Consider the following 17413-nt stretch of genomic DNA (forward strand, 5'->3'; position numbering starts at 1 on the left):
TTTAATGGCCCCGTTTGGTGGGGGGTTTTGCCCTCCGGCCGGGCCCCTTTGCGCGGGGGGGCGGGGGCGGGGGGGCACTGCCCCCCCGCGCCGCCCCCGATGACGACCAGTCGCTCCGCTGCCATGCCGGGTCCCTTCGCCGTGCGTGTCCGACGGCCCACGCTACGGCGTCGTGCGGGCCGCGGGGCCTTCGGCCCCACGGTGTCCTCAATCGCCGGACGGGCTCGAATCCGGCGCTTCGGACGAGCCGGGACGCGGCGCCGCGGACGGGCCCGACGCAGACGCCCGTGGCGGGCCCGAATTCGGGAACGCGGACGGGCGGGCAGCCGGGGCCTGCCGGGCGGGGCGCAGCCGGCGCCAGACCAGCACCACGATCGCCGCCGTGGCCAGGAACGGGGCCGACGCTCCGATCGCCACGGCGATCCACCGCAGCATCGTCACGAACGCGTCCCAGCCACCGCCCAGGGCATCCACGAAGCCCGGCTCGTCGTCGTCCGGCCTCGCGGCGGGGGAGTCGGGCTCGACGAGGTCGAGCGTGATCGTCGCCAGCGAGGTGCGGTCCTTCAGACTGGCCTGCTGGGCGAGCAGCGACTCCAAGGACGCCTGCCGACTGCTCAGTTCGCCCTCCAGCGTGACCACATCGGTGAGCTTCTCCGCCTGGTCCATCAGCTTGCGGACCCGTGCGACGCTCGCCTTCTGCGTGGCGATCCTGCTGTCCACGTCGACGACCTGATCGGTGACGTCCTTCGCGTTCGACGTACGCGACAGCACCTTCCCGGTACCCCCGAGACTCCGCAGGACCTCCTGGTACCGGTCCTCGGGCACGCGCAGCACGAGGTGCGAGCTCTCGTGCTCGTCGTCGACCCGCTCCGTGGTCTCGTTCGATACGAGACCACCGGCACCCTCCGCCGCCGCCCGGGCCGCGGAGACCGCCTTCGGTACGTTCTTCACCTCGACGAACAGGGTGGCCGTGCGGATGACGTGGCTGACGGCCTTCGGCCTGTCGGCTTCCGCCGCGTTCTTCGAGCCGTCGGCCGGCTTCTCCGCGGACCGGTCCGCCGCCGAACCGGCGCCGTCCGCCTTGGAGTCCGACCGGGCCATCCCCTTGGCCCCGTCGTCGCCGGAGCCGGCGCCGCAGCCGCCGACGGCCAGCACCGCGGCGAGCAGACCCGCGGTCAGTGCCGCCGTGGTGCGCCGGTTGGCGCGTGGTCGTTCCGTGTGCTGTTCGGTGTCCATAACTGGGCCCCCCACGATGGTGTTTGACGTTGCACCTTCGACGTACGGGCCCCCTGCGAGGGTTGCCTGTCAGCGGTTTCGATGCGGTCACGGTCGGGACTCGGTACGGGTTTGAGAGAGTGGACCCATGCAGGGTTCTCATCAGCGCGTGAACACGCGCACGGGTCATGTCGTCGTCATCGGCGGTGGCATCGCCGGTCTGGCCGCCGCCCACCGGCTGCTCGCCACCGGCCTGCGGGTCACGCTCCTGGAGGCGACGGACCGGGTCGGCGGCAAGCTCATGACGGGCGACATCGCGGGCACACGGGTCGACCTCGGGGCCGAGTCGATGCTCGCGCGCCGCCCCGAAGCGGTCGAGCTCGCCCGGGCCGTCGGACTCGGCGACCGTCTCCAGCCGCCCGCAACCGCCACCGCGTCGGTGTGGACACGGGACGCACTGCGCCCCATGCCCAAGGGCCACCTCATGGGCGTACCCGGCGACCCGGCGGCACTCAGCGGAGTGCTCTCCCCGGCCGGCCTCGCCCGGATCGCCGAAGAACGCGACCTGACCCCCACCGCCGTCGGCCACGACGTCGCCGTGGGCGCGTACGTCGCCGACCGGCTCGGCCGCGAGGTCGTCGACCGCCTCGTGGAGCCCCTGCTCGGCGGGGTCTACGCGGGCGACGCCTACCGGATCTCGATGCGGGCCGCCGTACCGCAGCTCTTCGAGGTGGTGAAGGAGGGCGGCTCGCTGCTCGACGGCGTGCGGCGCGCCCAGGAAAGGGCCGCCGCCCGGCAGCAGACGGGACCGGTCTTCCAGGGCATCGACGGTGGCATCGGCAGCCTGCCCGACGCCGTCGCCGACGCCGTACGCGCCGGGGGCGCCGAGATCCTGACCCGTACGCCCGTGCTCGGCCTGACCCGTACCGCCGCGGGCTGGGACGTACGGACCGACACCCGCGTGATCACCGCCGACGGCATCGTCCTCGCCACCCCCGCCTGGTCCGCCTCCACGCTCCTCGCCGCCGAGTCACCGGCCGCCTCCGCCGATCTGGCCGGGGTCGAATACGCCTCGATGGCCCTGGTCACCATGGCGTTCCGGCGCTCCGACATCGCGGCGACCGAGGCGCTCCAGGGACGCTCCGGCTTCCTCGTGCCGCCGGTCGACGGCCGCACGATCAAGGCGTCCACCTTCTCCAGCCACAAGTGGCAGTGGGTGGCGGACTCCGCCCCCGACCTCTTCGTCCTGCGTACGTCCGTCGGCAGGTACGGCGAGGAGGACCACCTCCACCGCGAGGACGACGAGCTCGTCGACGTCTCCCTGCGCGACCTCGCCGACGCGACCGGACTCGCGGCCAAGCCCGTCGACACCGAGGTCACCCGGTGGATCGGCGGACTCCCGCAGTACCCCGTCGGGCACCTCACCCGGGTCGCCCGCATCCGCGAGGAAGTCGCGAAGCTGCCGGCGCTCCGGGTCTGCGGGGCGGTGTACGACGGGGTCGGCATCCCCGCCTGCATCGCGAGCGCGCACCGCGCGGCGGACGAGATCACCCGTGACATTGCACGAGAGATCATCGACACCCCACCCCTGGTTCAGGGCACTCGGAGCGAGGCGGGACAATAGCCGTATGAGTGCTGCTGAGACTGCGACATCAAAGGCCCCGAACGCCGGCAAGAAGGCCAAGGACCTCAACGAGGTCATCCGCTACACGCTGTGGTCGGTCTTCAAACTGCGCGACGTGCTGCCGCTGGACCGCGCCGGGTACGCCGACGAGGTCCAGGAGCTGTTCGACCAGCTCGCGGCCAAGGACATCACCGTGCGCGGCACGTACGACGTGTCCGGGCTGCGTGCCGACGCCGACCTCATGATCTGGTGGCACGCCGAGACCGCCGACGAGCTCCAGGAGGCGTACAACCTCTTCCGGCGCACCAAGCTGGGCCGCGCCCTCGAGCCGGTCTGGTCGAACATGGCGCTGCACCGCCCCGCCGAGTTCAACAAGTCGCACATCCCGGCCTTCCTGGCCGACGAGACGCCGCGCAACTACATCAGCGTCTATCCCTTTGTGCGCTCCTACGACTGGTACCTGCTGCCGGACGAGGACCGCCGCCGCATGCTCGCGGACCACGGCAAGATGGCCCGCGGCTACCCGGACGTCCGCGCCAACACCGTCGCCTCCTTCTCCCTCGGCGACTACGAGTGGCTCCTCGCTTTCGAGGCCGACGAGCTGTACCGCATCGTCGACCTCATGCGTCACCTGCGCGCCTCCGAGGCGCGGCTCCACGTCCGCGAAGAGGTCCCGTTCTACACGGGCCGCCGCAAGTCCGTCGCAGACCTGGTGGCCGGGCTCGCATAGCCAGCGATTCCCGACCACCCCAACCCGGAAGATCAGACGGCGGGCACCGGCATTCTCTGTCCCGCCCGCCGTTCCAGCGACACCGGGTTCGGCTCCCGGTGCGGCGCGCATTCCGCGCGCCGCACCGGTGTTCTTCCGGTCAGCAGGTACGTCTCCAGATGCTTGTCGACGCAGGCGTTGCCGCTGCCGCCGATGCCGTGCGAACCGGCGTCCCGCTCCGTCACGAGCGCCGCGCCGCGCAGCCGCCGCTGAAGTTCCAACGCCCCCTCGTACGGCGTCGCCGCGTCACGCTCGGCCGCCAGGATCAGGACCGGGGGCAGCTCGCCCCACTCCGTACCGACGTCGACCGGCTCCTGCCTGGGCGCGGGCCAGTAGGCGCACGGCAGATTCATCCAGGCGTTGGCCCAGGTCTCGAACGGGGCGATCCCGGCGACCGCGGTGTGGTCGCGGTCCCACACCCGCCAGTCCGTCGGCCACGGCGCGTCGTTGCACTGGACGGCCGTGTAGACCGCGTTGGCGTTCTCGTTGTCCCGCGCCGCCACCTCACGTGGCGACGCCTGCTCGGTCAGCGGCTCCGGGTTGCCCCGTACGTACTCCGAGAGGGCCGTCGCCCGCATCGCCCAGTAGTCGTCGTAGTACACGGCACCGAGAATCGCGGAGTGCAGCTGCGCGGGCCCGACCTTCCCGCCCGCGGGCCGCCGGGCGACGGCGGCGCGCACCTTGTCGTAACTGCGTTGCACCGCCATGGGTGACGTTCCAAGGTGATATGTCACATCGTGCTTGGCGACCCACGTACGGAAGTCCGCCCAGCGCGACTCGAAGGCGAGCGACTGGTCGAGGTTGGAGCGGTACCAGATCTGGCCCGGGTCCGGATCGACGGCCGAGTCGAAGACCATGCGGCGTACGTGGGACGGGAAGAGCGTGGCGTACACCGCGCCGAAGTACGTCCCGTACGAGGCGCCCATGAACGTCAGCTTCCGTTCACCCAGCGCCGCCCGCACGACGTCCAGGTCACGGGCGTTGTTGAGCGAGTGGTAGTGCCGCAGCGCCGGACCCGCGTCGCGCGCGCAGCCGTCCGCGTACGCCTTCGCCCGCGTGATCCGCTGCTGCTTGTACGCCGCCGACGGGTGCACCGGCGCTTCGGCGGGCGCCTCGGCGAACTCGGCGGGGTCCTGACAGGAGAGCGGGGCCGAGGGGGTGACGCCGCGTGGTGCGTAACCCACCATGTCGTACGCGCGGGCGATCTTCTTCCACTCCGGCATCTCACCGGCCAGCGGGAAGGTGATGCTGGAGGCGCCGGGGCCGCCCGGGTTGTAGACCAACGAGCCCTGACGGCTGTCCGCGCTCCCGGTCGCGCGGACGCGGCTGACGACGAGCTCGATCTGCCGGCCGTAAGGCGCGGCGTAGTTGAGCGGCACGGCGACGGTGCCGCACCGGAGGGAGTCGGGCAGCATCTCCTCCTCGGGACACGGCCCGAAGGAGATGCCGGTGGCCGCGGCGCGGGCCGCGGCGAGCTCGGTCCCGCGGGCCTCGGCGGCGACGCCGCCGGACGTGGCCGGGGACACGGATGGTGTGCGGTCGAGGCCCGTGGCGGGGGTCGCGGGAGCGGATACGACCGACAGGGCCACGCACACGACAGTTCCGTACAGCGCTGCTGCTCTCACGCGCGTTCCCTTCGTACAGGGGCCTGTGGGGCCTGTGAGGCCGAGGCCGAAGCCGAGCCGAAGCCGAAGGGGATGGTCGGGTGCTTGATCAGGGATGTAAAGCACCACACTGCAATGTCATATGTAATGCCCCGGATGGGCCGACCACCCGGTGCGACGGCCCGTCAGGGCCGCACGCAGCGCCGGGTCCTCCACCGCCCGCACCCCCTGGACGGCCACCGCGGCCAGCAGGTCGCGGTCCGCGCCCGACACCGGGGCGGGCAGCGAGTCCAGCCACCGCTGTCCGGACGGGGAGGCCCACGGGCTGTACGGATGGCTCTCGACCCGGGCGATCGCGAGGCAGCCGAGCGTCAGGACGAGCGGCAGCCCGAACCAGGCCACCACCAGGCCGGCGCCACCCGGTTCCCCGCCCGGGAGGAGCACAGCGGCCCCGGCGAGCACCACGACGAGCACGGCCGAGGCGCGTACCCCCCGCGCCGCCGACGCGATGCCCGTACGGGTCCCGGGCGGAACGGCCAGGCCCGCCGCGACGAGCCGGTCCGCGAGGGCACGTACCGCGTCGGCCGCGGCGGCGGTGGCCCGTATCCGCGTGATCCGGGACTGACCCTCAGGCCCTATGGCCCGTATGACGGTGCGTTCGACCTCGTCGCGGCCCTCCGGGTCGACGACCGTCGCCCAGCCGGTGTGCGCGAGCAGCAGCCGGCGCCGCAGATGCATGGAGACGAGCGCGAGATCGGCGACCCGGTGCGGCCCCCCGGCCAGGAAGGCCGTCTCGTACAGATTCAGCGCATGGTGGGCCGATTCCCGTGCGTCGGCCGGACGGGGTGCCGCGGCAGCGGTGGCGAGGCAGAGGCGGAGACAGGCAATGGCCGCCGCAGCCCACGCGACCAGCAGGAACAAGACCCAGAGCATCCCGGATTTGTATGCGAGGCGTGAAGGAAACGCCATGCCCTGTTCATCATATGGATGCGATGCGGTCCATCTGCTGGTACGCGTGGCTGGTTCCGGTCTGTCTGCCTGCGCTCAGGAGCTGCTGCTGCAACTGGAGCCGCCGGAACTGCTCCCGCAGCTCGACCCGCCGCTGCTGCTTCCGCCGCCCCCTCCGCAACTGGAGCCTGAGCTGCAGCTGGACCCGCCGCCCGAGCCGCAGCCACCACCGCCCCCGCCACTGCCCCCGCCACTGCCCCCGCTTCCGCTGGAACTTCCGCAGCTCGCACCGCCGGGACCCACCCCGGCACACCACACCGCCGGCACGAGGAGCGCCGAGGACGAGCCCGAGGAGTCCATGGACCCCGTGTACCCCGACGACCTCGACGATCCACCCCGTCCGGTGGTCCGGACCCGGGCGGCTGCGACCAACTGCGCCTGGAGTACGGGATCCGGCAGTGCGCGCAGCCCCAGCGTGGCCACCAGGTGGGCCGGGGTCATCGTGTAGGCGTGCGCGGCCCGGTAGCCGTCGGCGGCCCGTCGGCCCGCCTTGGTGATCCTTCTCCCGGTGGACGAGGCCACGAGCATGCCGGTCAGGGAGCCGAACAGAAGGATCGGCAGCATCTTGATGATGAAGGGGAACGGGATGTCCGAGTAGCCGTCGTGCACGGCGTACTGAACGAAGGTCAGCACCAGACAGACCGGCAGGGCCGCCAGGCAGGCGAAGCCCTGGGTGAGGGCCCGCACACGCAGTGGCCGGTTCGTGGCGGGAGCGATGAGCAGTCCGCGTGCCGCGAGCCCGTCGCCGGTCTCCTGTACGGCCGGGTGGCGCATCACCGCGGCCCGCAGCGTGTGCAGGGCGCCGCTCGGGGCCGCGGCGAGCTGTTCGAGCACGGCGCGTTCCACCGGGTCACGGGCTTCGTTCCGCAGGACGGCGACGATGCCGGGTCCGCCGACGGCCAGCCGGCCGTCCGAGTGCATGGCGGTCAGCGCGGTGTCCACCACCCGGGCCGGGCCACCGTTGAGGAACGCCGCCTCGTAGATGTCGTGCACCTGGCTGTCGGCTCCAGCGGCGGAGCCGCGTGCGGCGACGGCGCGGGTGATCAGGAGGACCGACGTGACAGCCACGGCGAGGTTCAGCAAAAGGGCGAGAGCGTTCATCGGTTCACTTCCCCACGAGAGCGGCACGGGCCGCACGGACGAGTCGGACGGAGCGGCGGGGCGGTCGCGGATCGACGCACTCCTGCCACCAGCGGGTCAGCCGCCGCCTGGCCGCGCTGTCCGCCGGGAGCCCGTCGATCAGCAGCCGCTCCGCGAAGTCCACCGCGTCGCGACGGTACCCGTCGGACATCGGGTGCGTCCTCGCGTAGTCGACGAAGGCCCGGCGGTAGCCGTCGCCGAGGATCTCCGGGAGTTCCGGAGCCACCTTCGCCACGACACCGGCCCGCTTCGCGGCCAGGGCCCGGCTCTGCACGCCGAGCCGCCGGTGGTCGAAGCCCTCCGGTGCCGGGGTACCGGCGACGAGCGCCGAGAGCAGGGAGGTCTGCGCCATGGCGCTACGGTCCCGGGCACCCTCCACCGGAGCCGCGGCCCGCGCGGGACGTACAGCCGCAGGACATACAGCCGCGGGACGTATGGCTCCGGTACCTACGGCCTCGGTCCGCCCCCGGCCGCCCCGTGACGTGGCCTCCGCGGCCGCCAGCGTCGCCCGGATCGTGGCCAGTTCGCCCGCCAGCTCGGCGGCCGGCGGGAAGTCGTCGTCGCGCTCCAGCAGCACTCCCGGCGGGTCGACCCGGGAGCGCAGCTCGGTGAGGACGTCCAGCACGGGCCGCGTCACGGGGTGCGCGTGCGTGTCGTGCCATACGCCGTCCTTCTGGACGCCGCCCGCCACATGTACGTACGCGATGGCCTCGACCGGCAGCTCGTCCAGCGCCGTCGCCGGGTCCTCGCCGCGGTTGACGTGGTTGGTGTGCAGATTGGCGACGTCGATGAGCAGCCGGACCCCGGTGCGTTCGACGAGCTCCGCGAGGAACTGCCCCTCGGTCAGCTCCTCGTCCGGCCAGGAGATCAGCGCGGCGATGTTCTCCAGGGCCAGCGGCACGGGCAGCGAGTCCTGCGCGATCCGCACGTTCTCGCACAGCACGTCCAGGGCGTCCCAGGTGCGCGGCACGGGCAGCAGGTGGCCCGCTTCGAGCCTCGGCGACGCGGTCAGCGGCCCCCCGCCGCGTACGAACGCGATGTGCTCCGTCACCAGCGGCGCACCCAGCAGGGTGGCCCGCGCCGCCAGATCGGAGAGACGGCCCGGGGCGGGCCGGTCAGCCCCGCCGAGCCCGAGGGAGACGCCGTGCGGGACGACGGTGACGCCGCGCTCCCTGAGCCGCATCAGCGCCTCGGGCGGGTGGCCGGTGCAGATGTTCTCCGCGACCGCCTCCACCCAGTCGATCCCGGGCAGCGCCGCCACTGCGTCGGCGATCTCCGGCCGCCAGCCGATCCCGATTCCCAGCCTCATGTGTGTCCCCCTCGGTCCGCTCGTGCAGGGGTGATGGCCCCGGGGAGCGGTGATGAATCCGAACAGGGGGACGTTCAGAGCTTGATTTGAGGTTCCCGGGGAGCGCCCGTCAGGGCATCGGCATCATCGTGGGGGGCACCGGGCGTGAGGTGAACGACTGGTCCCCGGTCGGTGTGACCGGCACCGGGACCTGCGGGACCGCGCCGCCGGGCGACACCGCCGGACCCGAGGGGCTTGCCGTCGACGCGCCCGCCGCTTCGCGCGCCAGGCCGTCGAAGTCGACGAATCCGGTGCCCTCCAGCATGGTGATGTGATCGAGCACCGTCTGGTTGGCGTCCGACGCAAGCTGCCGTATCAGCGCGTTACGGGTGGTGTGCCGCACCTGGGCGACCAGCGCGAAGACCTTGCCGTGCGCGGCCCGCAGGAGATTGGCGAACTTCCGCTCGTACTCGTCGCCGCTCGCCGCCGTGAGCTCCTGGAGCCAGCCCTGCTGCTGGGGTGTGGGCTGGTTCGGCAGCTCGATCCCGAGCTTCGCCGCGACGTCCCGCGCCCGCCGGTCCAGATCGGTGTGACCCACGACGAGGTGGTCGCCCGCCGCCTTCGTCGCCTCGCTCGGGGCCCGCTGGATCGCCTGCTGCCCGGCGGGCAGCTCCCACAGCCCGGCGAGCCGCACCTTGATCAGGAAGTCCCGGTCGGTGGCGGAGAGGGGTCCCCACTGGGTGGCGACGCTCGACGCGTTGAGATTGGCCTCGCCGGTGCCCGAGCGGTCGGCGTACGACCAGACGGGGAAGGCGAGCGCGCCGAGCGTGGCGACAAGTGCCGCGATGATGAGGGCTGTGCCATTGATGCGTCGCAACAAGGTGTCTCCCGGGCCGATGCGTGACAGCGTCGAATCAACCGCCAACTGATTCGCCGTGCAGGCTACTTGGCGGTAATGCCGGTACGGCAGTATCGGGAGGTACGTAAGTGTGCGCAGGGATGTTCAGTCAGCGGCGGTGGACGGGAGCAGGGACGTGTCGGTGGCCACGCCGCGCAGGCGGTTCAGGATGGCCTTGGCCGCCTTGTCGTAGCAGGTGAACTCGTTGTGCAGGACGGATTCGGCGTTGGCCATCTCCATGAACGCGGCGATTTCGAACACGAGTTGGGCCACGTCGGTTCCCTCATCGGCCTCGCCCGCCTGCTGCGCGTCGCGCACGGTCTGTTCGAGAAAGGTGAGCCAGTTGACGCGGGCCGCGGCGAGTGCGTCGTGGACCTTGCCCGCACGGGCGTCGTACTCGGCCGTGGCCGAGTAGAAGAAGCAGCCGCCGGGGAAGACCCGCTGCCGGGAGTAGTCGAGCCAGCCGGTGCACACCCGCCACAGGCGGTCGAGCCCCGGCGGCAGGTCGCGGGCCGGCCGGACGACGTGTTCGACGTAGACCTTGACGGCCGCTTGGACCGTGGCGAGCTGCAGGTCCTCCTTGGAGCCGAACAGGGCGAACACGCCGCTCTTGCTCAGCTTCAGCTCGGTCGCGAGCCGTCCCAGCGAGAGGCCCTCCAGACCCTCGACGGAGGCGATCTCCACGGCGCGCCCGAGGACCAGCTGTCGCGTCTGGTTCCCACGCGCGATCCGCCCGTCGGTGTGTGTCGCTGCCATGTCCTGCCTATCTCTCGGGCCGGACCCCCATGGTGCCGCCGAAGCTCCAGCCTACTGAGTCGCTACGGGGCCCTACCGCCTCGGAGCCCGCCTTGCCGGACCGGTCCGGACCGTGCCCGACGAAGTCCAGGACGGCGCGTACGACGTCGGGGTCACCCAGGATCCGGCGGTGTCCGAGGCCGCGGGTGGTGATCAGGCGTGCCTGACCGCCGAACGCGCCGGCGAGCCGGCGGCCCTGCTCCACAGTGATCCTGGTGTCGTCCTCGTCGTGGACCACCAGGATCGGAGACCTTATGTCCGTCACGGTGTTCACCGCGGAGAAGGGTGTCCGGTCGGCCGGCGGGCCGGGGAAGAGGTTCTTCCTGATGCGGTCGTGCAGCTCGGCCTTCAGCCGGTGGCGCAGGTCGAGGGCGGAGCAGAACTCCTCGACCAGATAGTCGAAGTCGCAGACCCCGCTGATGGCGGCGATCCCCTTCGCCTTCACTCCGTGCTGCAATGCGAAGAACGAGCCGAGGACGCCGAGCGAGTGTGCGACCAGGGCTTCGAACTCACCGTACTGATCGTGGAGTGCGCCGAGGATGTCGCGGTATTCGAGAATCGTGGTGCTACGTCCGGTGGAGCCGCCGTGGCCTGGGGCGTCGAAGGTGATGACGCTGTATCCGCGGTCGAGGAGCCCCGGCACGAAGTCGGCGAGACGTGAGCCGCGCGACTGCCAGCCGTGCACCAGGACTACGGGCCTTTCGCCGCTGCCCCACCGGTAGGTCACCGCGGACTTGCCGTTGATCTCAAGCCTCGTGACGTCGGCCATGGTGAACAGCTCCCGTTCCGTGTCCCGCATGCCGCTCCGGGCGAGCGGCATGTGGAACAAGGTGTAGGCGCCGGCACCCGCGAACCCTCCCGGGATCCGGGAGACGGTGTTGAGCGCGGTGCCGGCAAGTGCCTCGGTGGGAATCATGCTCAGTGCTCCTCGGTCGGTATCGGAGTGTTAAATTAGCACGAACGACCGTGCTGTTATATGCCGAGCAAGTCCCCCGTCCCGCTCTCGCGAGGAGAACGCCATGCCGGCCACCGTCTGGTCTCGCGGGCTTCGTGGCGCGCCACGACCATGTGCGGATCGTGCGTTCCTACCGGAACCGGGGCAGCGTGCGCTCGACGACCTGGCGCATCGAACTCTTCGACATGGGCGAAACCCGGTACGCCGCCCGCTCGCTGCTCTCGGGCGGCTCCGTGTGGCCCGAATGACGCCCTGACGCCTACCGCGGTGCTCGCGGGAGGGGGCAAAAGCGACTGCCCCCTTCGGCTACGACAGTCTCTCCGGGCGCGATCTCGGTGAACCCGGCGTCACGCACCACCGGCAGCCCGCTCACAGTGAGTTCCCGCCAGCGGGCCGCGTCCGGGGTTGCCACCGAGAGCGGGAAACCGGCCTCGCGCCACTCCTTGCGCTCCGTCTCCGACAGCTCCCACCAGGCGAGCTGAGCACCGTGTCCGACCTGGGCCATGGTCTTGCCGGCCGACATGTCGAGACCGGGGTTGAGCCACAGCACGGGGCCGGTGGGGTCGGGTGCGGCCGGGGGCTCGGGGTCGTCCAGGTCCGTGCCCGACACCTGGAGTTTGGCCAGTTCCTTGGGCCAGCCGTCCAGCGGCACCGGCGGGAACACCCGCACCTCGGCGCTGTCGCCCGTGACCGTGATCCCGGGCAGGGCGGACGCCTTGCGCCACTCCGCACCGCGTGCCCGGCGCACCACCTTGCGGATCCGGGCGTCCTGCCAGTCCCGCATGAGCTGGGCCCATTCGCCCTCGTCGAGCGAGCGTTCGTCGGAGAGGATCGTGAGCACCGCACGGGCAGCGGTCCGCAGTGCGTCGGTACGGGCCGGGGGCGCCGTCTTCTCGATGTGCACCACCAGCGGCAGGACGAACTGCGGCGCCTCGTCGCGGCCGGTCGGCTCCGTGCGGAACGGACTGTCCTCGGGAAGGGACGCGGCGGGGGACTCGGCCCCGGGCACGGCGGGGGACTCGGATGCGGGGATGTCGTTGCTGCTCACCCGCCCAGTCTGCCAGGCGATCGACCACCGCTTCTTGGCGGAACGAAACGCTCCGGGTGAGGATGCACGGCATGAAGAGCGATCTCTTTTCCAGCGAGCACATGGTCCAGCCGGCCACCGTCCCCGGAATGACCCTGCAGAACAGCAAGTCCATCAAGTACGCCGTCAACGGTGAGATGCACGCACGCCAGGGCTCGATGATCGCCTTCCGCGGCAATCTCCAGTTCGAGCGCAAGGGCCAGGGCCTCGGCGGCATGCTGAAGCGCGCGGTCACCGGCGAGGGTCTTGCGCTCATGGCGGTCCGCGGCCAGGGCGAGGCGTGGTTCGCCCACGAGGCGGCGAGCTGTTTCATCGTGGAGATGGAGCAGGGCGACGTCCTGACCGTCAACGGCCGTAACGTCCTGTGCTTCGACGCCAGCCTCTCGTACGAGATCAAGACGGTGAAGGGCGCCGGAATGACCGGCGGCGGCCTCTTCAACAGCGTCTTCAGTGGATACGGGAAGCTCGGCCTGATATGTGAGGGCCACCCGCTGGTGATCCCCGTCACCGCCCAGCAGCCGGTGTACGTCGACACGGACGCCGTCGTCGGCTGGAGCGAGCAGCTCACCACGTCCCTGCACCGTTCGCAGAGCTTCGGCTCGATGGTGCGCGGCGGCTCGGGCGAGGCCGTCCAGCTGATGCTCCAGGGCGAGGGGTTCGTCATCGTGCGCCCCAGCGAGGCCAGGCCCGAGAAGGCGACGTCCAGCTGAATCTGCGAGGGGTGGGCCGCCGGTACGGCCTCGGCGGCCCCTGGGTCCTGCGCGGGGTCGATCTCGACCTGCCCGCGCGGACCCTGGTACGGATCGAGGGGGCCAACGGCACCGGGAAGTCGACCCTGTTGCGGCTGCTCGCCGGGATCGACGCACCGAGCGAGGGCCGGATCACCGGCCACAGGCCGCGTACGGCGTACGTCCCCGAGCGCTTCCCGGCGGCCCTGCCGTTCACCGCCGCCGGATACCTCGTCCACCTGGGGCGCATCCACGGCCTGCGCACCGCCGAGGCGAAGAGGCGCGCCGAAGCGTGGCTGGCGCGGTTCGGGGCCGCCGAGCATGCCGGGACACCCCTCGCGGAGCTCTCCAAGGGCACCAGCCAGAAAGTGGCCGTCGCCCAGGCGCTCCTGGCCGAACCAGGACTGCTCGTCCTGGACGAGGCATGGACCGGCCTGGGCACCGCGGCCCGCGAGGAACTGGACCGGGCCGTCGCCGAACGCGTCACGGCGGGCGCCACCGTCGTCTTCGTCGACCACGACCCGCGCCGCCTCGCGGGAGCGGTCCGCGCCGTCCACCGCGTCGAGGGGCACTCCGTGGTCCGGGTATGTGAGCCGGCGGCGGAAGGGGCGGAACGGCCCGAACCGCGGATCCGTATCGAGGTCGAAGGCCCGCCCCGGGCCGTACTCCCGACCGGACTGCCGGGCGCACCCGTCCAGGCATCCGGGCCCGCCGGGACCCTGCACCTCACGGTCGGCGCCACGCACTCGGACGATCTGCTGCGGGCGCTCCTCGCGGCCCGCCCGCCCTGGCGTATCCGGCAGTTGTTCCCCGTGCCGGAGCCCGAACGCGCGGCCGGTCCCCCCGAGCCGCGCGTTCGGGCTCCGAGCCCGGTCACCGGTCACCGGAAGGTGTGACATGACGGCCCTGCTCCGGTACCAGGCGGCCCTGTTGCTGCGCTCGCAGCGCTGGCTCGCCCCCGTCCTCCTGTACGCGGCGTTCCTCGGCGTCGGCGTTCAGGCGGGGCAGCCCGTGCTGGACTCGCTCGGCTACGCAGCCGCCGCGCTGCTGCCGGTCGCAGCCTGGTTCGTCCAGCTCTGCGCCGGTCAGGAGCCGCCCGCCGCCCGGACTGTCGCCGCAGCCGCCGCCGGACCGCACCGGCTCCATCTGGCCACGCTCCTTGCGGCCATCGGATGCGCGACGGCGCTGGGCGCCGCGGCCACCGCGGTCGTGCTGCTGGTCAGCAGCCCGGTCAGCAACGACCGCACGGTCGCCGTCTCCCCGGTCCAGGCGGCCACGGCCGGACTCCTCGCCGCCGTCTGCTGCGCCTTGGTGGGTGCGGCCGTCGGCGCGCTCTGCACCAGACCGCTGCTGCACGCCCGCGGCTGGTCCGTCGCCGCCACCGTGCTCGGCGCCCTGCTGGCCCTGGTCACGACCGGCTCGCCGGCGAAGTACGCGGTGACCGCACTGGTCTCCGGCTCGCGGACCGGGGTGGTCGCGGTGCCCGCCCTGCCGCTCCTCGGTGCCGCGGCCTTCGCCGCCGGGGCAGCCGCTCTGGCCGCCGGACTCGTTTCGCGGCGCGGCTGAGTAGGCTCGTACTCATGGACGATTCGTACTGCGAGCCTCCTGCGCCTCCGAAGCCTGTGGTCACCGGCGCGGACGTGGGGCCTCCGTTCGCCGAATGCCTACTGTGCCGCGAGCCGACCGAGTATCCGGAGTCGGCCAAGGGCATCACCCTGTGCCCGGTGTGCGAGTGGCAGGAGGCGGCCCGCAGGGCCTGCTCCGGCTGAGGCGGTGCCAGGGGCTCAGCCGCGCATCAGCTCGGAGACCTTCACGAAGCGGTAACCGCGCTTGCGCAGCTCCGGGACCACCCGCCGCACCGCTTCGTCGGTCACCGGTGCCGCGCTGCGCGTGCAGTGCATGACGACCAGCGATCCCGGAGTGACTCCCGCAAGTACCTGTTCGGCCACGGCGTCCGCGTCCTTCGCGAACGCGTCACCGCTGACGACGTCCCACTGCACCGCCGTCACCTTCTCCGATGCCAGGGTGCGCAGCGCCGCGTCGTCGTAGCAGCCGCCGGGGAAGCGGAAGTACGGCACCACGTTGCGTGCCCCCGCCTTCCGGAACGCGGTGAAGGCGCGCCGTACGTCGTCGCGCATGTCCGCCTTCTCGACGACGGGCAGGCCGTAGCACGGGGACGTGAAGGCGTAGTGGCGGTACGAGTGGTTGGCGATCTCGAACAGCGGGTCGGTGCCGATGGACCGGGTCTGCGCCGGATACTCCTGCGCCCACCGGCCCGTCATGAAGACCGTCGAAGGGACCTTCAGCCGGCGCAGCAGCGCGATCAGTTCCGGGTTGTCGAAGCGCTCGCCCGAGGCCGCGCGCGCTCCCTGGTCCGCGGTCATGTCCGCGTCGAAGGTCAGCGCCACCACCTTGTCGCGGGACCCGGTGTTGCCCGCCCGCCCGCGTGGGGCGCGCAGGAAGACCGGGGTCAGTCCGGCAGGTCCCGGCGCCATGGTGGGCGGTTTCCGTCCGGCGGCGGGCGGCGTGGCCGGCGCACCGGCGGGGGCGGGCGCGGAGGCGGCGGGTGCCGAGGGGGCGGGTGCGGAGGGGGTCGCGGTCGGGGGGACGTGGTTACGCGGCCCCGCCGAGCTCCCGCAACCGAGGAGGCCGCTTCCGAGCACTGCCCCCAAAACGGTCAGAACAGTCGTTTTCCGTACAGAGTTGGTCACTCCCGGAAACTAACCGATCACCCTGCGGAGGGCCGCCGACGGCGCTCACGCGCCGCCGGACGGCCCTCCGGAGGTCAGCCGGTCAGCGCCACGGCCCCGTCACCGCGAAGGTCGTCCCCGGCGCATAGCAGTTCAGATACATCGTCAGACCGTCCGGCGAGAAGGTCGTTCCGGCGAACTCGCCCCACTCCGGCTCCTCCGGGGTCCCCGTGTTCTGCCGGCCGCGCGCCATCGTGTACACCTCGCCCCGCCGGGTCACCCCGAGCACGTACTGGGCCCCGTTGCCGTCCTCGCACACCATCAGCCCGCCGTCGGCGGACAGACAGATGTTGTCGGGGGACTCGCCGGGCAGCTGGATGTCCGTATCCGGGCCGAAGACGACCACCAGCGTGAGGCGGCGCCGCTTCGGCTCGTACCGCCACACCTGCCCGTAGTGGTCACCGGACGACCCCTCCGAGCGGCGCGCGAAACTGGAGACGAAGTAGACCGACGACCCGCCCCAGTAACACCCCTCCAGCTTCTGGGCGTGCGTGATGCCCTTCGGGCCGAAGTCCTGGAGCCGGATCGGGGTTACGGCCGCCAGCGGATCGGGTACGGGCACCCACTCGACCCCGCCGAAGCTCGCCCCTGTCTCCTGGACGGCGGAGAGGTCGGGCACGCCGGGCACCCGCATGGCCTCCAGTGCGCCACCGGCCCGCAGCGAGCCCCGCCCGCCCAGTGGCTTCTCGGGCAGGAACCGGTAGAAGAGCCCGAACGGCCGCTGGAACGCGTCCTCCGTCTCGTACACGATCCCGTTCCCCGGATCGACGGCGACGGCCTCGTGCTGGAAGCGGCCCATCGCGGTGAGCGGTACGGCTCCGGTACGGCGCGGATCGGCGCCGTCCACCTCGAAGACGAAGCCGTGGTCCTTGGTGTAGCCGTTGGTACCGGCCTTGTCCTCGGTCTCCTCGCAGGTCAGCCAGGTGTTCCAGGGGGTGGGGCCGCCCGCGCAGTTCACCGCCGTACCGGCGATGGCGACGCGCTCGCCGAGGACCCTGCCGCGGCTGTCGAGCTCCAGGGCCGTACAGCCGCCCTTGGCCATCGGGTCGTAGGTGAGGCCGTCGACCGTGGGGACCCCCAGCGCGGCGGTGGCCCGGTTCTCGTGGTTGCGCACGAGATGGACTCGGCCGCGGTGGCCCCGGAAGGCGGCCATGCCGTCGTGGTTGCCGGGGACGATGCCCTCACCGGAGCGGAGTTCGTCGCCCTGCCGGGAAAGCACTCGGTAGCGGAACCCCTCCGGCAGATCGAGCAGGCCGTCCGGATCGGGGACGAGGGGGCCGTAACCGCTGTGGCCCACGGCGGCCGAGGTGCCCGCGAAGAGTTCGGAGAAGGCGCCGGCGAAGGTGACCGAGACGGCGGCTGCGCCGCCCCCGGCCAGGACCTGACGTCGTGTCGCGGGGCGTCGTGATGCTGATGACATGAGGCAACTCCCTGTTGGCGGACAGGTGAAGTGACCCGCATGTGTGTACCACGCGTGTTGCCGCGCGGGAACCATGCGGGCCACTGAGCCTCACAGCGGCCCCTGGGACCTCAGCGGTCCGAGGGGCCCGTG

General features: G+C 71.9%; 18 protein-coding genes. 7 read left to right on the forward strand and 11 right to left on the reverse strand.

Features of this window, described 5'->3' with window-relative positions:
• Positions 1-207 precede the first annotated feature (207 nt).
• The gene (locus ACWGO0_RS25060; protein WP_453539183.1) at positions 208-1236 is read right to left on the reverse strand and encodes a DUF4349 domain-containing protein; all 1029 of its coding nucleotides are present in this window, start codon (positions 1234-1236) and stop codon (positions 208-210) included.
• A 127-nt stretch (positions 1237-1363) separates the two neighbouring features.
• On the opposite strand from ACWGO0_RS25060, the gene hemG reads away from it, so the two are divergent.
• Together hemG and hemQ are read left to right on the forward strand one after the other, a co-directional pair.
• The gene (gene hemG, locus ACWGO0_RS25065; protein ID WP_453539186.1) at positions 1364-2839 is read left to right on the forward strand and encodes a protoporphyrinogen oxidase; all 1476 of its coding nucleotides are present in this window, start codon (positions 1364-1366) and stop codon (positions 2837-2839) included.
• A 4-nt stretch (positions 2840-2843) separates the two neighbouring features.
• The gene (gene hemQ, locus ACWGO0_RS25070; RefSeq protein ID WP_453539189.1) at positions 2844-3569 is read left to right on the forward strand and encodes a hydrogen peroxide-dependent heme synthase; all 726 of its coding nucleotides are present in this window, start codon (positions 2844-2846) and stop codon (positions 3567-3569) included.
• 32 nt (positions 3570-3601) lie between these two features.
• On the opposite strand, the gene ACWGO0_RS25075 is transcribed toward hemQ, so the two are convergent.
• The 7 genes from ACWGO0_RS25075 to ACWGO0_RS25105 all read right to left on the reverse strand — a co-directional run bounded on the left by ACWGO0_RS25075 (position 3602) and on the right by ACWGO0_RS25105 (position 11257).
• Entirely contained in the window at positions 3602-5233 is a 1632-nt protein-coding gene (locus tag ACWGO0_RS25075) for an alpha/beta hydrolase (RefSeq protein WP_453539193.1), read from the reverse strand.
• Positions 5234-5350: 117 nt separating this feature from the next.
• Positions 5351-6145 (reverse strand): TIGR04222 domain-containing membrane protein, encoded by a 795-nt coding sequence (locus ACWGO0_RS25080; RefSeq protein ID WP_453539196.1) that lies wholly within the window; start codon positions 6143-6145, stop codon positions 5351-5353.
• Between the two features lie 111 nt (positions 6146-6256).
• A complete protein-coding gene (locus ACWGO0_RS25085) occupies positions 6257-7321 on the reverse strand; it encodes a TIGR04222 domain-containing membrane protein (protein ID WP_453539199.1) in 1065 nt (354 codons plus the stop codon).
• A 4-nt stretch (positions 7322-7325) separates the two neighbouring features.
• Positions 7326-8669, reverse strand: coding sequence for a DUF692 domain-containing protein (locus ACWGO0_RS25090; protein ID WP_453539202.1), 1344 nt, complete (start codon positions 8667-8669; stop codon positions 7326-7328).
• A gap of 109 nt (positions 8670-8778) precedes the next feature.
• A complete protein-coding gene (locus ACWGO0_RS25095) occupies positions 8779-9525 on the reverse strand; it encodes a DUF4142 domain-containing protein (RefSeq protein ID WP_453539205.1) in 747 nt (248 codons plus the stop codon).
• 126 nt (positions 9526-9651) lie between these two features.
• Positions 9652-10302, reverse strand: a complete 651-nt coding sequence (locus tag ACWGO0_RS25100) for a TetR/AcrR family transcriptional regulator (RefSeq protein WP_453539208.1) — start codon at positions 10300-10302, stop codon at positions 9652-9654.
• A 7-nt stretch (positions 10303-10309) separates the two neighbouring features.
• Positions 10310-11257, reverse strand: a complete 948-nt coding sequence (locus ACWGO0_RS25105; protein WP_453539211.1) for an alpha/beta fold hydrolase — start codon at positions 11255-11257, stop codon at positions 10310-10312.
• Positions 11258-11418: 161 nt separating this feature from the next.
• Here ACWGO0_RS25105 and ACWGO0_RS25110 point away from each other — a divergent pair, with 161 nt between their 5' ends.
• A complete protein-coding gene (locus ACWGO0_RS25110; protein ID WP_453539214.1) occupies positions 11419-11544 on the forward strand; it encodes a hypothetical protein in 126 nt (41 codons plus the stop codon).
• An 11-nt stretch (positions 11545-11555) separates the two neighbouring features.
• Here the strand turns inward: ACWGO0_RS25110 and ACWGO0_RS25115 are convergent, their stop codons facing one another.
• A complete protein-coding gene (locus ACWGO0_RS25115; RefSeq protein WP_453539217.1) occupies positions 11556-12344 on the reverse strand; it encodes a peptidyl-tRNA hydrolase in 789 nt (262 codons plus the stop codon).
• 71 nt (positions 12345-12415) lie between these two features.
• Between ACWGO0_RS25115 and ACWGO0_RS25120 the strand changes: the two genes are divergently transcribed.
• The 4 genes from ACWGO0_RS25120 to ACWGO0_RS25135 are packed head-to-tail and all read left to right on the forward strand — an operon-like array spanning position 12416 to position 14880.
• On the forward strand, positions 12416-13093 hold the full coding sequence (locus ACWGO0_RS25120; protein WP_453539220.1) for an AIM24 family protein: 678 nt from the start codon (positions 12416-12418) through the stop codon (positions 13091-13093).
• Positions 13090-14007: an ATP-binding cassette domain-containing protein gene (locus ACWGO0_RS25125; protein WP_453539384.1), complete on the forward strand. Its 918-nt coding sequence runs from the start codon at positions 13090-13092 to the stop codon at positions 14005-14007. Before ACWGO0_RS25120 ends, ACWGO0_RS25125 begins: the two co-directional genes overlap by 4 nt.
• 1 nt (position 14008) lies before the next feature.
• A complete protein-coding gene (locus ACWGO0_RS25130; RefSeq protein WP_453539223.1) occupies positions 14009-14677 on the forward strand; it encodes an ABC transporter in 669 nt (222 codons plus the stop codon).
• Positions 14678-14691: 14 nt separating this feature from the next.
• Positions 14692-14880, forward strand: a complete 189-nt coding sequence (locus ACWGO0_RS25135) for a hypothetical protein (protein ID WP_453539225.1) — start codon at positions 14692-14694, stop codon at positions 14878-14880.
• A gap of 15 nt (positions 14881-14895) precedes the next feature.
• Here the strand turns inward: ACWGO0_RS25135 and ACWGO0_RS25140 are convergent, their stop codons facing one another.
• Positions 14896-15822 carry a polysaccharide deacetylase family protein gene (locus ACWGO0_RS25140; RefSeq protein WP_453539228.1) on the reverse strand — a complete coding sequence of 309 codons (927 nt, stop codon included), beginning with the start codon at positions 15820-15822 and terminating at the stop codon, positions 14896-14898.
• A gap of 82 nt (positions 15823-15904) precedes the next feature.
• Complete coding sequence (locus ACWGO0_RS25145) at positions 15905-17281, reverse strand: alkaline phosphatase PhoX (protein WP_453539231.1); 1377 nt, start codon at positions 17279-17281, stop codon at positions 15905-15907.
• Between the last annotated feature and the right edge of the window lie 132 nt (positions 17282-17413).

The sequence above is a fragment of the Streptomyces sp. NPDC055749 genome (genome assembly GCF_053617235.1).